Below are 16456 nucleotides of genomic sequence, written 5' to 3'. Positions count from 1 at the left end.
TTTAACCTCCGCATATTTACTTAGTATATACTAAAGTATCATGCGACATCTATCCTAACATAGGGGGCTGTTAAAAGAATTAAATTAATCACTTTCCAATTAATCCATCTATCTTTCTATTAAATAAAAATAGTATTATAAAAAGAAATGGTCGGGCACAAAACAGCCCAACCATTTTTACATTTAATCCAGTAAATATATGATGAAGTTATTATAAAGCCGCAATTGCATCGTGAAAGTTGAGAGAATTTATGCCAAAGTGGAGAAACTTTACTCCGAAGTTGAGAGACATCCTCGCAAAGTTGAGAGACATTATGCCGAAGTTGAGAGACGTTCGCGCAAAGTTGAGAGAAAACATCGATTTCCACCAGTATCTCTCAACTTCCAACCATTTTCTCTCAACTCCACCCCACTCTCCCAACTTTTTAGCCTAGAGTCTAGCTCAGCCAAACCCACACCTCAGATCGCACGTCAATTCAACAGCTAACTCACTACCCCTTCACAGATCCAGCTAACAGACCTCTTACAAAATACTTTCCTAAAAATATATATACAAGCAATGTTGGCAGTGCTGCGAGCAGTGCGCCAGCCATTTGCACATTCCATTGTACAATCTGACTTCCTGATAAATTCTGCAGGGCTACCATCACTGGCTGCTGATCTGATGTGGTGATCGTGACAGCAAATAGGAATTCATTCCAGATGTTCGTAAACTGCCAGATTGCTACAACAACAAAGCCGGTGATGGACAGTGGAATAATAATATGCCTGAAAATCCCAAGAAAGTTTGCACCATCAATTTTAGCTGATTCGATCATTGAATCAGGGATGTTTGCATAGAAGTTACGAAACATCAGGGTTGTGATCGGCAGGCCGTAAACGACGTGCACGAGAATTAATCCTGGGATTGTATTATATAGATCGATCGTGCGTAGAAACTGAATTAATGGAATTAGGATACTTTGATATGGGATAAACATCCCGAATAAAATAATGGTAAATATTGTATTTGCACCTTTAAATTTCCACTTCGACAATACATAGCCATTCATTGCACCAAGTAGTGCGGAGAGTATTGTGGCTGGAATTACCAAGTAAATACTGTTCATGAAGTTCGGAGCCAAATTTGAAAAGGCTTCTGCATAGGAACTGAAGTCAATTGCAGTCGGCAATGCCCACATGTTTGCGAGTGATACTTCATCAAGCGGTTTTAAGCTCGTTACAATAATGACGTAAATTGGCATCAAAAATAGACAAGCAAAGAATACCAGGATAAAATATTTGATGAATTTTCCGATACTGAATGATGAAGCCATTACTGATCACCCTTTCTGCTATTCCATAAATATGGAACGATAAATACGGCAACAAGAAGTAACATAATAATTGCGATCGCCGCACCATTTGCATAATAATTTCCTCGGAAGGTTGTTTCAAACATATAAACCCCTGGCACATCCGTAACGAAATTCGCACCGGAGCCTGTCATCGCATAAATAAGATCAAATATTTTCAAAGAAATATGTGCCATAATGATGATAACACTCATTGTAATCGGCAGCAGCATTGGAAGTACAACTTTCCGGTACACTTGAAATTCGCTTGCACCATCCATCCGTGCTGCTTCCCGTAGTTCATCTGGGATGCCGCGCAGTCCTGCTAAATACATAGCAAGCGAAAAACCGGTCATTTGCCATACGGCAGCAATGACAACAGCAATAATTGCTACTGGCAAACCAAATTCAATACTTCCCCATTCAAATCCAGCAAGAATGGTAGTATCTGTATACCATTTCGGCTGAATCCCAAACACACTTAAAAACTGGTTGAATCCAGTCGAAGGGTTTAACAACCATTGCCAAACAACTCCTGTCACGATAAAGGATAGCGCCATCGGGAAGAGGAAAATATTCCGGAAAATCGATTCTCCCTTCAGCTTCTGATCCAGCAATATAGCTAGACCCATCCCAATTACAATTACCAGACCAATAAATAATATCGTAAAGAAAAGTGTGTTACGTAAATCTGCCTGGAAACGAAAATCATTGAATAGATATATGTAGTTTTTCAAACCTGCAAAGGAAAAATCAGGAATAAGTGAATTATAATTACTTAAAGAAACATATCCGGTCCAGCCAATAAATCCATAAACAAAAACAAGAATTAACAAAAATGACGGAATCAAAAATGCGATTGCTGTCCAATGATCCTTGGAAATTCTTTTTTTATTTTTTATTTGTAATTCTTTCGCCATATAACTCCTCCTCCATTTGAGATTTCTCTGTATATAAGGCTCTTTTCGTAAACTTTATTGCTTTTTTAAATTTCACAGTTTCTATAAAAGATGACGTAACTTTAGTGTGACTTCCTCCCACTCTTTAGAAGATGAGTGCTAATTCAGCGCTACGGAAATACACTACGCTTTCCGTGGGCGGCTGGTGAGCCTCCTCGTGCTACTCGTCTTTAGGGGTCTCACCTATGCCTTTCCTCCCACAGGAGTCTACGTGTATTTCCTCCGCTGGTATACTGGTTACTGCAGATGAACTGAATTAATAATCAATAAACGAAATATAGAAACCACCTCACCAGTTCGGGTGAGCGAAGGGCGGTGACTCCTGCGGGAATAGCACGTGTCCGAAGACCCCGCAGAGTGGGTTTCTCGAGGAGGCTGAGGCCGTGCCCTAAGGTTCGCATCCGCCCGCAGCGATCCCGAACGGCGATTATAGCAAATACTTATAGCAAACAGTAATTACGTCGTCTTTTCTATCGACTACGGAGCAGATAACAACAAGTCACTTCGATGGGACGAACCCATGGTGCAGTCCCAAGTCACTTCGGTGGGACGAGCAGTGCGCAGTCCCAATCTATGCCAAAAAAGCCTGTATGAAGAAGAGGCCACCTAACCAAGTGGCGACCTCATCATTTTAAGTATCCTTTACATTTCAGGTGCAGCATTTTGCAATGCCTGTATCAAATTATCCACATCTCTTTGTGTAACAAAAATATTAACAGCTTGATTTGCCTTTGTTAAAAATCCTTCAGATGCTGCGGATCCATGCGCAAGACTCGGAACCAATCTCGAATTCTTGAAATCTTCTATTGTATCTTTTCCATAGTCATCATATTTTTCCGGATCTGCATCGACACGTGCAGGAATTGAACCTTTTAATGTATTAAATGTATCCTGTCCTTCCACTGAACCAAGAACTGTCAGGAATTTTTTAACATCATCGACATTCTCCACGCCTTTAGGCAATCCAAATGTATCAGTAATTACTGCGAAATTGCCATCTGTTTCCGGGAATGCAAAATATCCAAAGTCTTCATTTGTCGTCAGATCCAAATCATTTGCAAAATATCCCTTCGCCCAGTCACCCATGTTCAGCATTGCTGCTTCGCCATTTGCGACAAGCTGTCCGGAATCCTGCCAGTTACGGGATGCATGGTCCTCATTCACATAATCAAGCATTTTTCCAAAAACCTCAGCGGCTTCCACTACACGTTCATCATCAAAGCCAATTTCACCAGCGAAAAGCTTGTTATAATCATCTGGACCAAGCACACCTAAAAGCACGTTCTCAAAAATTTGTGTGGCAGTCCATGATTCTTTATCACCCATTGCAAGTGGGGTAATTCCAGCTTCCTGTAATTTATCTGCCGCTGCGAAAAACTCCTCAAACGTTGTAGGTACTTCAATTCCATTGTCTTCAAATACCTTCATATTGTAGAAAATAACGTTTCCACGGTGAATATTTACAGGTACGGAATAAATATTGCCATCATTACTTACAAGCTCAATTAATTCTTCCGGAAATTTATCCATCCAGTCATTTTCTTCATATAAGTCATTCAGTGGCTCCATTTTATCTGCTGCTACCCAGCTTTTATTCAATTCTTCCCCACCATGCACCTGGAATGTGGAAGGTGGATCATTCCCTTGCATTCTTGTTGCCAGAACTGCTTTTGCATTTGTTCCGGCACCACCAGCAACTGCTGCATTTTCAACTGTAATATCTGGATGTTCTTCTTCAAATAAATCAATTAATGCTAACAACCCATCTTCTTCCCCGGCACCTGTCCACCAGCTGAAGATCTCAACCTCTCCCGATGTACCGCCCTCGCTCACATCGGAATCACCCGTCTCTGCATCACCGTCTGACGAATCCGAACCGCACGCCGCCAGTACAAGAACAAGTGATGCAAATAATAAAAATGCATATAATTTCTTCACAACTGAATCCCCCTTATTTTTCATTTGATAACGCTTTCAAAGCTAATTATAAATAAATTCGAGTATTTCAAGCCGTTCATTTTCTGTACTTTTTTACGGTTTTCTTCATTTTTTTAAGATGTCCTTCTGAAATTGCTTTGGGGACTCGTGATAATATTTTTTAAAAACCCTGCTGAAATAGTTCGGATCCTTATACCCCACCATAAAACTGATTTCTTTTAAGGAATGAGATTGACCCTCGATTAATTCCTTCGCCTTTTCCAAACGAGCCTTCGTTAGAAAATCAATGAATGTCACTCCAAATTCCAGTTTAAATAGATTCGAGAAGTAATTTGGACTCAAACCTATATATTCAGCAACATCCTCCAATGTTATTGCTTCGTTATAATGATCATTGATATATTGCTTCGCCTTTTCAATATAGCTGTTCGACTGATAATATGCATTGATTCTCATGCAGCAGAGCTGTAGAAATGAAAGCCAGTCCTGATCTGTTCTTAACGAAGAGAAAGAATTTCCTGGCATCGGGATATTACGCGTATCCAGACTATTTTTTATCATGATGTATAAATCTTCTCTTTCCCGTTCAGATAAAGGATACTTCTTAAAATGCATCATCGCATCATCGACATGCCCTTTTTTCACTTGAAGGGCAATTAATCCGATTTTATCTTGCTTATTTTCGGACACCGCTTGCACAAATCCATAATTACTTTTGCCTTCCCGGGCCAACTGTATGGAGGCCGTATATGCGTCATGATAGGATTTGGATAGTTTTTCCAGGGACGAAACAGGGTAACCAGCACCAATAAACACAGCTTCTCCAAGCTCCAACGATAGCTTTCGCGCAAAAATAAGCAGATCAGCCTTTTCGATCGGACTTGCTGAAAACATCAATAGAACACCATTTCCCTCGATTTGCCGAAAAACAAAAGGATAATTCGTATGTTCTTTAACCGCTTCCTTCACATCACCAAAATCATCGGCTTGATTTGCTGTCAGCACAAAGAAACAACCGTACTTCAGCTTGGGAAATACTTCTTTCTGTAATGCAAAGGCATCCTCAGAGAGTGGAATATGCATCACCTTTGTCATCAATCGCTCCTTCAAAAGCTCCAACGATTTCTGTTTATTTGCACGTTCGCTTTCGATTTCCTTTGCCACCCGTAGTAATGTTTTAACAATTTCCTCTTTCCTTCCAGGTTTTAAAAGATAATCCTTAATTCCAAATCGCATTGCTTCCTTCGCATAATGAAAGGAATCATAAGCGGAAACTAAAATAAATTTTATCTCAGGATACTTTTCGTTAATGGTTTCAATTGCTTCCAACCCATTTATTCCAGGCATTTTAATATCCATCAAAATAATATCAGGCTTCAGCTCTCCGGCTAATTCAATCGCCATTCTCCCATTGACTGCCTCACCAATTACAATCATATTGGTAAAATTATCATCGATGAATTTTTTCATTGCTTTTCTTTCCAGCAATTCATCTTCAGCTATTAAAATTCGCATCATTCTCTCCCCCTACAGGCAATTTCAAGCGGATGATCGTGCCTTTTCCAAGCTCTGATTCAATCTCTATCACATCATTAACCTGATAATAGAGCTGCAGACGTCGGATTACATTGGTCAAGCCAATCCCGGTAGAATGCCCTACATGATCCTTCTTTAAATTGGTCATGGATAGCAAATGATTTATTTTATCCGGAGTCATCCCAACCCCATCATCCCTAACCTCCACATTTATAAGTCCAGTAGTTTGATAGACTTTCAGGCTGATGATTCCACCCTCTTCATTCCCCTCAATACCATGGATAAAGGCATTTTCGACCAATGGCTGCAATGTAAGACGTGGAATCTCTATGTTCAGACAGCTTTCATCCATTTCTAGTTTAAACTGAACCCGTTCCGAAAATCTCACCTTTTGAATGTGAAAATAATCCTGAACAACAGCCACTTCATCTTTAAGTGATACCCGCTTATCTATTGGTCCCAAGCTATGCCTAAGCAGTGTTGCAACGGAATCTATCAGCCGGGAAGTTGATTTCGCATCCTCCAAATAAGCCATTTTGGATAGTGTATTTAGTGTATTAAATAGAAAATGTGGGTTAATCTGATTCTGCAAATGCTTTAATTCCATTTCTTTTAAAAGACGGTCAAGCTCCGATTGATCCTTTATCTCCTCAACCAGCTGATGTATGTCGGAGCGCATATTATTAAATGCATCCCCAAGTAATTTTAACTCATCATTAGACTGAATCGTTACAGATTCACCAAGTAAATCACCTTCAGAAACTTCTTTTGCTGCATGGGCCAATTGGTTGATTGGCCTTGTAATCCCCCTTGAGAACCAAAGCGCAAAAAAGATGGCCAGCATAATGGTTGTCACAAATAAAAAAACTGTAAATAACAAGAAGTTTTCATTTCTCTCTTGCAAATCCTGATAAAAAGTCTGATAATCCGTTAATTCCACGTCGATTATTTCGAGGGCAGATGCTTGTATATAATCAGATGCAGTTCTTGCTTCCTCCAGATGAGCGGTATAAAGCTCAATATCATCCCTTAAAACAAACCCCACTGTTAGCTCACTTTCATGGATAAATGTTTCAATCAAATTTACATAGTTCTTTATTTCAATTTTATTCAGATCACCATATGATAGCTTCAGCTGATTCTTATCACTAGTTAACTGCCGCTTCGCCTCAAAGTAATCCTTCTCGTTATCCACATTCGGTTCCGTCACAACTATTTTTGTTTCCGTATATAATGCTTCGGACTTTTGCGAAATGGAATTCAATAGTAAAAACCGCTCGAAGCTATCATGATAACTTTTCGTCAATTCAGTTGAACTAACAAAAATAGAGATGGAAGTCACCTGAAATAAAATAACAAATACTAAAAAATAAACAAGTAATTTCCCGCGAATTGTCTTTATCTTCATTGTAAAACACCATCAGGCAGCTTTAGATCCTGCCTCTCAATAATTTTGGTTTCCGTGAAAATCTGATTGTTTAGTAGATCCTTCCCTTGCAGCCCCATCATGACTTCCACAGACTGAAATCCCATCTCCTTAGGGTATTGCGCGATCGTCACATCAATTTTATTTTTCCTAATTAACTCTAACGTTTCCGGCAGCACATCAAAAGCAACCATATATATATCTTTATTCAGAGCAATTTCCTGCAGTCCTTCCACCATGCCAATCCCATCAAGCGCGCTTGTTCCTACTAATGCTGTAAGCTTTGAATGTTCTTTAAGCAGGGAATAGGTAGCCTGCGTTGCACCAATTTCCGTAATATCCGATTCCTTCACATCAACAATCTGAATACGCGGCTCCGACTGTATCTCCTGTTTAAAGCCAGCCAACCGCTCCTGCTGATTAATTGCATCAAACCTTCCTGTCACCACTCCAACATATTGCTCTCCCGTTGTATTTTTAATAATTGCCTTCGCAGCCAACTGTCCCGCATAAAAGTTATCTGTCCCCACATATGCCTTCCGCTCACTGCTTTTCACATCTGTATCAATGGTAACAACAGGAATACTGCGTTCCACCGCCTTATGAATAAGATCCACAAATCGCTTCCCTTCCACACCCTGGATAATAATCCCATCTACCTTCGCCGAAATCATCCGATCAAACAGCCGCAAAAGCTGAGAATTATCCGCCTTCTTCGGTGCCACATATTCTAAATAAATATCATTTTCACGCGCTGCCTCTTTCGCGCCTTCCTCAATCAGCCGCCAATAATCATTCTCCGTCTCCTCAGCAATTAAAGCAAAATGATAGGTATACTTCTGTGTCTTCGTGTTTGTTGATTCAATATAAAAGGTTTTGTAACCATAGATGAGCATTCCGATAAAACTTAACAGGAAAATGAGACCGGTTATGGTATAAAGTAATAGTTTTGTGTTTTTCGTCATATACGATCACCTGCTTGTAAACGTTTTTATTTATTTTATCATGAAAAGATTGGGTTTGATAGGTTGGGTGGAAGGTGCGCCGAGTTTGATTGGTTATGGTGTAACTGTCTTGCGGGGTGGCGGGGGATGATGGGTGATGGGTTGAGAAATGTTTCGGGAAAGTCGAGAGATAACCTGCTTTAGTTGAGAGACATTTAGGGCAAGTTGAGAGACATTATGCGAAAGTTGAGAGACGTTATGCGAAAGTTGAGAGACGTTATGCGAAAGTTGAGAGACATTATGCGAAAGTTGAGAGACGTTATGCGAAAGTTGAGAGACGTTATGCGAAAGTTGAGAGACGTTATGCGAAAGTTGAGAGACAACAGCATTTTCGGGTTTATCTCTCAACTTTCTACTGAGTTCTCTCAACTTTTCGCTGGATCTCTCAACTTTCTGCTGAGTTCTCTCAACTTTCTACTGAGTTCTCTCAACTTTTCGCTGGATCTCTCAACTTTCTGCTGAGTTCTCTCAACTTTACCAAGAAATCTTTCAATTATACCCAAATAGCCCAAACCTGTTTTATGAAATTACAATCCACACCACCACCAAAGCCTCCCACAATATATATAGTTGATTTTTTAGCATACAGATGGATAGATAACAATAAAAAAAGGCAACATCATTATTCGATTCATTAAAAAAAGGAAGCCCCAGGTGTGATTACACAACCTGGGGCTTCCTTTATTTTAATTCGACTCGTCCATCCATTTCAATCGACTTATAACATGCATCCACGACACGCATATTATTTAACGTATTATCAAAATTATGAGCCAACACATAATTCCCATCCAAAATAGCCTGTGAAATATGTTCGACCTGATTGCGATATTGGTCCCCATTTACTGTTTCTGTATGGCTGATACCAGGTTTTTCCACGATAATTAACCCATCGCCACCATTCCAGTCTGGACGATATGCACGTGGAACTCTAATTCTCCCCTCTGTTCCAACCACCTCATATTCACTCCGCTTTACAAGTCCAAAGCTTACATCAAACGATGCTCTGACACCTTTAGGAAACGTTAAATAAGCAACAGCATCTGTATCTACATGAAACTTCGAATCAATCGTTGCATGCACATGTACAGCAGTCGGCTCCGAGCTAAGAATATTTCTTAAAGAATGGATCGCATAACAACCAATATCATATATGCTGCCCCCACCTTTTTGATCGTTAAGCCGGATATTATTATCGCTATTACCATTCAGATTAAAGGAAAATGCCGCCCGCATATAGTTAACATCCCCAATTTCACCAGCATCGATTATTTGTTTCACTCGCTCATGCTGTGGGTGAAAGTGATACATAAATGCTTCCATAAAAATCACTTCATTTTTTTCACAAGCCTCTTTCATTTCCAGTACCTCTTCTGCATTAAGTGCTGCAGGTTTTTCACATAAAATATGCTTACCTTTTTCCGCTGCCTTTATCACCCATTTTTTATGTAAATGGTTTGGTAATGGAATATAAACAGCATCAATAGCTGGATCATCCAGTAATTTTTCATAGCTGTCGTAGGCTTTTGCAATCTGAAACCTTTCAGCAACAGCCTTTGCCTTTTCAATCCCACTCTCAGTCGCAATTGCTGTTACCTCCGCATTTGAAGCTCTTAGAAATGCTGGTATTAGCTCTTTTTGCGCAATCCCAGCTGTACTTATTATACCCCACTTAATTTTTGTCATCTAAATAACCTCCTTATTCTTCTATTCTAGCTTACCATGTATAAATCCTTTTTCTGATGCGAAAAACTTTCCGAACTACAACTAGAGTAAACTTAATTATTTTCATTTATTTCTAATCGTCCTACTCAATCTCTTCACATCCATCATGGATCTGACGCATAAAACGATGCGGATCTAATGTGACTGTAATTATGTTTACAGGATACTAATCCCTGGAAAATGATGCAGATAGTACAAATCGTAAATGTGCAAAAGCTCCATCATTCTTTTCTAGATGCACGTTTCATCATTACATTATATCATCCAAAAAGTTTCGTATAATTTGAATGACCCCATTGAACATTCTTGAAAATCATAGTAAACTTAAGTTAATTAAATTAATTAATTATTTATTACGTTATTTTCAGGAGGTTTTTATTTGACACCAAATCTAATAAAGGAATTCCAAAGCCTTTTCAACACAGATAAAAAGCCAAGGACTTTCTTCGCCCCTGGTCGCATCAACCTGATCGGCGAGCACACTGACTACAACGGAGGACATGTCTTTCCGGCATCCATTTCATTCGGAACCTACGCTCTTGGACTGAAACGCAGTGATCAGAAGCTTCGGTTTTACTCGGTAAATTTTCCAGAAATCGGTATGATCGAGTGCGACCTTGCTGATTTATCCTATAATGAAGCTCACGACTGGGCGAACTATCCTAAAGGAATGATCCAATCGATCAAAGCTGCCGGCCATTCTATTGAAACAGGTGCAGACATACTATTCTATGGCAACATTCCAAACCGGTCCGGTCTCTCCTCGTCCGCTTCGATTGAGATGGCCAGTGGGGTTCTTTTGGAAAGTCTATTCGATTTAAAAATGGAGCGTATCGAGCTGGTAAAAATCGGCCAAAAGGTGGAAAATGAATATATTGGCGTCAACAGCGGAATTATGGATCAGTTTGCCGTTGGTATGGGCAAGAAAGATCACGGGATTCTATTAAACTGTCAAACACTGGCGTATAACTATGCACCGATTTCATTGGAAAATCATGTGATTATGATCATCCATACGAATAAACAGCGGACATTGGCAGGATCAAAGTATAATGAACGTCGATCCCAATGTGAACAAGCACTTGCTGATTTGCAGACAAAACTCACAATTAGCAGCTTAGGAGATTTAACAATAGAAATTTTTGAAAGACATAAGCATTTGATTAAAGATGAAATCAACCGCAAACGTGCAAAACATGTGGTCTACGAAAATGCCCGTACAGTAGAAGCACTGGAAAAATTACAACAGGATGACCTTGATGCATTTGGAAAATTAATGAATCAATCGCACCTCTCCCTTCAGCATGATTATGAAGTTACCGGAACCGAACTCGACACACTTGTGCAGGCCGCATGGGAACAAGCTGGTGTGATTGGAGCCCGTATGACAGGTGCTGGATTTGGCGGGTGTGCGATAGCGATTGTGGAGAAGGACAAAGTTGATTCCTTTCAGTATAATGTTAACAGGATTTATAAGGATAAAATCGGCTACAAGCCAAGCTTTTACACCGCAGCAATAAGTGATGGTGCAAAGGAAATTACGGAAGGGGTGTTGAAATGAGTATATTAATTTTAGGTGGAGCAGGCTACATTGGATCCCATGCAGTATATCAGCTCATTGATCGAGGGGAACATGTCGTTGTCATTGATAATCTGGAAACAGGTCATAAAGAAGCTATTCATCCTGATGCAACATTTTACCAAGGGGACATTCGTGACATAATATTTTTACAAAAAGTATTTGAAAATGAATCGATTGAAGCTGTCATCCATTTTGCAGCAAACTCACTTGTTGGTGAATCAATGGAAAAACCGCTCAAGTATTTTGACAACAATGTCTACGGCACACAGATACTGTTAAAAGTTATGATCGAGCAAGATGTGAAACATATTGTCTTCTCTTCCTCTGCCGCAACCTATGGAGAACCTGAGGCTGTACCGATCACAGAAGCCATGCCAACAAATCCAACCAGCACCTATGGGGAAACCAAGCTGATCATGGAAAAATTGATGAAATGGACCGAGCAGGCACATGGCATGAAGTACGTGTCCTTACGTTATTTTAATGTGGCAGGTGCACGGGGAACCTCAAGAATCGGCGAGGATCATCGTCCAGAAACACATCTCGTTCCAATCATTTTACAGGCAGCACTTGGCCAGCGCGACCATATCACGATTTTCGGTGAGGATTATGACACGCCTGATGGCACTTGTATCCGCGACTATGTTCATGTGGAGGATCTAATCCAGGCCCATCTCCTTGCACTCGATTACCTGAAAAATGGCGGCAAAAGTGATATTTTCAACCTTGGAAGCAATCAAGGCTTTTCCGTGAAAGAAATGATTGAAACTGCACGCGAGGTGACTGGCATGGAAATTCCGGCAAAATCCGGCGAGCGGCGTGCAGGGGATCCGAGTACATTGATCGCCAGCTCCGATAAAGCCAAACATATTCTCGGCTGGAATCCAACCCGCACCTCCATCAAACAGATTATTCAGGATGCATGGAATTGGCATCTATCCCATCCCGATGGTTACGGGAAGGATGTGAAAAAATCATGATCTATCAGCATATATCCGGACTTATTCAACAAGCAATTGAAGTGAAATTAATCGACCAGGCAGATCAGATTTATGTGCGCAACCAGGTCATGAATCTATTAAATTTGGACGCTTTTCCAGAAAATCCTGATCCAACAACAGAGGAACCAATTCCTGACATTCTGGAAAAAATAATCGACTATGCGCTTGAACAGGAAGTAATCGAGGACGTTTTCGATGAAAAAGAAATGCTCACGGCAAACATAATGAACTGCTTTGTTGCTCGCCCATCTGTTGTTAATGCTATGTTCAATCAAAAATATGAATCATCACCCAAAGCGGCGACCGATTATTTCTATAACCTAAGCAAAAACAGCAACTACATTCAGCTGAATCGGATTGAAAAAAACATCCATTTCAAAGCAGACACTGCATACGGTAAACTGGATATTACGATAAATCTGTCCAAACCGGAAAAGGATCCAGAGCAAATTAAGCGGGAACGGGAAATGAAACAACAGCTGAATTACCCGAAATGTCTATTATGCGTGGAGAATGAAGGATATACCGGTCGAACCGGGCACCCGGCACGTGCGAATCACCGGGTAATACGCATCCCGCTATTAGATGAAAACTGGTACCTGCAATATTCACCATACGTCTATTATAACGAACACAGCATCCTGCTCTCAGAAGAACATCGGGATATGAAAATAAGTAAACAAACGTTTGATCAATTATTAACGTTTACCGAAAAATTCCCACATTATTTTATTGGATCCAATGCAGATCTGCCAATCGTTGGCGGTTCCATTTTGAGTCATGACCATTATCAAGCAGGGCGCTATGAGTTTGCCATGACGAATGCAGCGAGTGCTTTTGATTTTAGATTGGAACAGTTTGCTGGGGTTTCCGCTTCGATCTTGAAATGGCCATTATCCGTCATCCGACTGATTAGTTCCCACAAGGATTCCCTGCTTGAGGCAGCCGATCATATTTTGCAAACATGGCGAAATTATTCGGATGAACTTGCCGATATCAAAGCCTATACTGGCGATACACCACACAATACGATCACACCAATTGCCCGGATCCAGAATGGCATGTATGAGCTTGATCTTGTATTACGAAATAACCGTACATCCGTGGAACATCCACTCGGTATTTTTCACCCACATGCCGATGTACATCATATAAAAAAGGAAAATATCGGCCTAATTGAAGTGATGGGACTCGCTGTTTTGCCAGCTAGATTGAAGGATGAACTAGCAGAAATTAAGCACTTTTTACTTGGTCAATCCAGTCGAGTGGCAGCATATCACCAGGAATGGGCAGAGCAAATCAATCATAAATATGGGAAGCTTAGCGATGCCAAGCTGGCAGATGAAATTTTAGAAAAAGAACTTGGCCGAAAATTTGCCAGAGTACTAGAAGATGCCGGTGTCTTCAAAGAACAGCAAGCATTTGAACGATTTATCGATACATTAAATAAGTAGGTGGCAAAATCAATGCAAATAGAAACAACAGATATCTTAGGAAAATGGACAGAATTCACTTTGGTAAATAACCATGGCATGACGATCAAAATACTGAATTATGGTGGAATCATTACAGAAATGCGCATCCCCGATCGAAACGAGAAGATGGAAAACATTGTGATTGGTTTTAAAAATTTTGCAGACTATGAAGCTAATCCAAATTATTTCGGTGCTTTAATCGGCCGGGTTGCTGGAAGAATTCAGGGAGGCTCATTCACAATTGATGGGCAAACATACACATTAGAAAAAAACGATGGAAATAATCATCTTCATGGAGGATCAACCGGATTCCATCAGGTCATATGGAATGTAGAACCATTTCAAACCGATGACACAGTTGGATTAAAGCTGACTCACAAAAGTCCAGATGGCGAAGGTGGATATCCTGGCAATGTGAATGTTGCCGTCACCTACACACTGAATAATAATAACCAATTTATAATTGATTACTCGGCAACCAGTGATCAGACAACTCCATTGACTTTAACGAATCATACTTATTTTAATTTAAATGGCGATTTAAAAAACACAATTGATCAGCATCATGTAACATTGGATAGTGAACAATTTGTCGAACTTGATGAGGAGCTTATTCCGACTGAAAAATTGAAGAATGTTGCTGGTACTTCCTTTGACTTTCGTGATGGTCGACCGCTGAGTGATGGATTCAAAGATGACTCCGAACAAAATAAAGTTGCTGGCAATGGGTATGATCATTATTTTATTTTTGCTGGTGAGAAGGAGAATGCTGTTGCTGTTAGTGATGCTACTTCCGGGCGCACACTTACCATTAAAACAGATCAACCTGGAATGGTGATGTATACTTCCGGCACATTGGAAGATAGAATGGAATTGAAAGAAGGTTATTCAAAAAAATACCTGGGTGTTTGCTTTGAAACGCAAAGCTCACCAGCATCATTGCATCATACAGGCTTTCCAAGTGTGATTTTACAAGCGGGAAACCAGTATAAGAAACAGACAATATTTTCATTTGGAGTGGAAATATAACAAGAATGTTGCCGATATTTCCCGGGAAATGATGAATAAAGAGGACAGTCCCCAACACCTTTATGCAACGAGGGACTATCCTCTTTTTAAATTATTTTTAAACCGGATCAAACAACTCCACCAATAACAGTGACACTGCACCGAGCAACGTTGCATCCCCACCAAGCTTTGAAACGGTTACTACTGTTTCCCTGGCCTCTGGTGTCAGTACACGTTGATCAATCGTTTGTTTGATTTTTGGCAGGATGAATTTTTCACTCTTCATCACCCCGCCACCTAGAACGATCTTCCTTGGGTTAAGCAGATGAATCAAATTTGTTAAACCAATGCCGATGATCATTCCCGTCTCTTCAAGTATGTTCATATAGGATTCATTGCCAGCTTCAGCCAGCTTGTATACTTCTTCACCAGTTCGTGTTGCGGAGATGCCCCCTATCTTTTTACTTGCCCGCTCAGCAATAGCCGCCCCACTCGCAAAGGTTTGCAAGCAACCACGATTGCCACATTCACAAACCTCACCATTGATATCAATTGTCATATGACCAATTTCGCCAGCAATATCCTGTGCACCATGGTACAACTTTTTATTTATAACAACCCCCGATCCAACCCCCCGCCCAATATTGACAGCCACCATACTATCTACATCGTCATGTCCACCAAACCATGATTCACCTAGCGCCATTGCTCTGGCATCATTTTCAACCTTAACAATTAAGTTAAATTCCTCCTCAAGCACTTGCTTAATAGGAATATTTCTCAAGTTCAGATTTGGAGCTACAAGCGAGGTACCTGTTTCCACATCTACAACCCCATGCATCGCCACCCCAATCCCAAGAATTTTGTCCGAATGCAGTTTTGACGTTTGTAAAATACGATGTACGTTTTCCTTTAAAACAGTGATAAACTGATCGTTCGTTATCGGATTGATTAACTTGCTTTCAGCTCGCTCGATGATCTCCCCGGATAAATCCGTGAGAACACACGCAACCGTTTCTGGCCCAGCATCTACGCCAATTACGTAAAAGGCAGTACGATTGATCAGCAGCATCGTTGGTTTTCTGCCACCCTTGGAAACACCAAGATCACTCTCTTTCACTACCCCCTGCTCGATCAATTCCTTCACAAGACTGCTCACCGTTGGCGGGGTAAGTTTTGTTTCTTTTGCAATTTGTGCTCTGGAAATTGGTTCTGACGTTCGGATTTTATTTAAAATGATTGATTTATTCACTGATTTCATTAATTGAAATGTACCACGCTGCATGGGTGAACCTCCGTTTTTACTATTATTATAACATAGTAAATTAAGTTAATTAAAAAATAATGGCGTATCTACTTAGAAGCAAGAGCCATAGGTCAGATTGGTAGAAATCAGTGAAATATCCGATTTCTTTATCTCAAAAGCTTCCTAATAAGGTGGGAAACTCTATACCTCCCTACTTGTTTA

The 16456-nt window shown here is 40.3% G+C and carries 12 protein-coding genes; 4 read left to right on the top strand and 8 right to left on the bottom strand.

All coding sequences use genetic code 11. The features are described from left to right. Positions 1–491: 491 nt before the first annotated feature. The 7 genes from AC6HVZ_RS15595 to AC6HVZ_RS15565 all read right to left on the bottom strand — a co-directional run bounded on the left by AC6HVZ_RS15595 (position 492) and on the right by AC6HVZ_RS15565 (position 9883). Complete coding sequence (locus AC6HVZ_RS15595) at positions 492–1244, bottom strand: carbohydrate ABC transporter permease (protein ID WP_497559104.1); 753 nt, start codon at positions 1242–1244, stop codon at positions 492–494. Between the two features lie 71 nt (positions 1245–1315). Continuing rightward, entirely contained in the window at positions 1316–2254 is a 939-nt protein-coding gene (locus AC6HVZ_RS15590; protein ID WP_497559103.1) for a carbohydrate ABC transporter permease, read from the bottom strand. Between the two features lie 681 nt (positions 2255–2935). Then, positions 2936–4255, bottom strand: coding sequence for an ABC transporter substrate-binding protein (locus tag AC6HVZ_RS15585; protein ID WP_497559102.1), 1320 nt, complete (start codon positions 4253–4255; stop codon positions 2936–2938). 81 nt (positions 4256–4336) lie between these two features. Further along, positions 4337–5746 carry a response regulator transcription factor gene (locus AC6HVZ_RS15580; RefSeq protein WP_497559101.1) on the bottom strand — a complete coding sequence of 470 codons (1410 nt, stop codon included), beginning with the start codon at positions 5744–5746 and terminating at the stop codon, positions 4337–4339. Then, entirely contained in the window at positions 5727–7175 is a 1449-nt protein-coding gene (locus AC6HVZ_RS15575) for a sensor histidine kinase (protein WP_497559100.1), read from the bottom strand. The genes AC6HVZ_RS15580 and AC6HVZ_RS15575 overlap by 20 nt, the downstream gene beginning before the upstream one ends. Next, positions 7172–8158, bottom strand: a complete 987-nt coding sequence (locus AC6HVZ_RS15570; RefSeq protein WP_497559099.1) for a sugar-binding protein — start codon at positions 8156–8158, stop codon at positions 7172–7174. Before AC6HVZ_RS15570 ends, AC6HVZ_RS15575 begins: the two co-directional genes overlap by 4 nt. A 720-nt stretch (positions 8159–8878) precedes the next feature. Further along, positions 8879–9883: a Gfo/Idh/MocA family protein gene (locus AC6HVZ_RS15565; RefSeq protein WP_497559098.1), complete on the bottom strand. Its 1005-nt coding sequence runs from the start codon at positions 9881–9883 to the stop codon at positions 8879–8881. A gap of 418 nt (positions 9884–10301) precedes the next feature. On the opposite strand from AC6HVZ_RS15565, the gene AC6HVZ_RS15560 reads away from it, so the two are divergent. Genes AC6HVZ_RS15560 through AC6HVZ_RS15545 form a run of 4 tightly spaced genes read left to right on the top strand, consistent with a single transcriptional unit; the run spans position 10302 to position 15009 of the window. Then, complete coding sequence (locus AC6HVZ_RS15560) at positions 10302–11483, top strand: galactokinase (protein WP_497559097.1); 1182 nt, start codon at positions 10302–10304, stop codon at positions 11481–11483. Next, a complete protein-coding gene (galE, locus tag AC6HVZ_RS15555) occupies positions 11480–12484 on the top strand; it encodes a UDP-glucose 4-epimerase GalE (protein ID WP_497559096.1) in 1005 nt (334 codons plus the stop codon). The genes AC6HVZ_RS15560 and galE overlap by 4 nt, the downstream gene beginning before the upstream one ends. Beyond that, positions 12481–13959 carry a UDP-glucose--hexose-1-phosphate uridylyltransferase gene (galT, locus tag AC6HVZ_RS15550; protein WP_497559095.1) on the top strand — a complete coding sequence of 493 codons (1479 nt, stop codon included), beginning with the start codon at positions 12481–12483 and terminating at the stop codon, positions 13957–13959. Before galE ends, galT begins: the two co-directional genes overlap by 4 nt. 12 nt (positions 13960–13971) lie before the next feature. Continuing rightward, positions 13972–15009, top strand: a complete 1038-nt coding sequence (locus AC6HVZ_RS15545; protein ID WP_497559094.1) for an aldose epimerase family protein — start codon at positions 13972–13974, stop codon at positions 15007–15009. Positions 15010–15106: 97 nt separating this feature from the next. Here AC6HVZ_RS15545 and AC6HVZ_RS15540 read toward each other — a convergent pair whose 3' ends face one another. Next, positions 15107–16273 (bottom strand): ROK family transcriptional regulator, encoded by a 1167-nt coding sequence (locus tag AC6HVZ_RS15540; RefSeq protein WP_497559093.1) that lies wholly within the window; start codon positions 16271–16273, stop codon positions 15107–15109. Positions 16274–16456: the final 183 nt, after the last annotated feature.

The organism is Oceanobacillus sp. NCCP-135, assembly GCF_059698015.1.
Note: the sequence above shows the minus strand (reverse complement) of the source record. Positions and strands in the feature narration are given on the sequence as shown.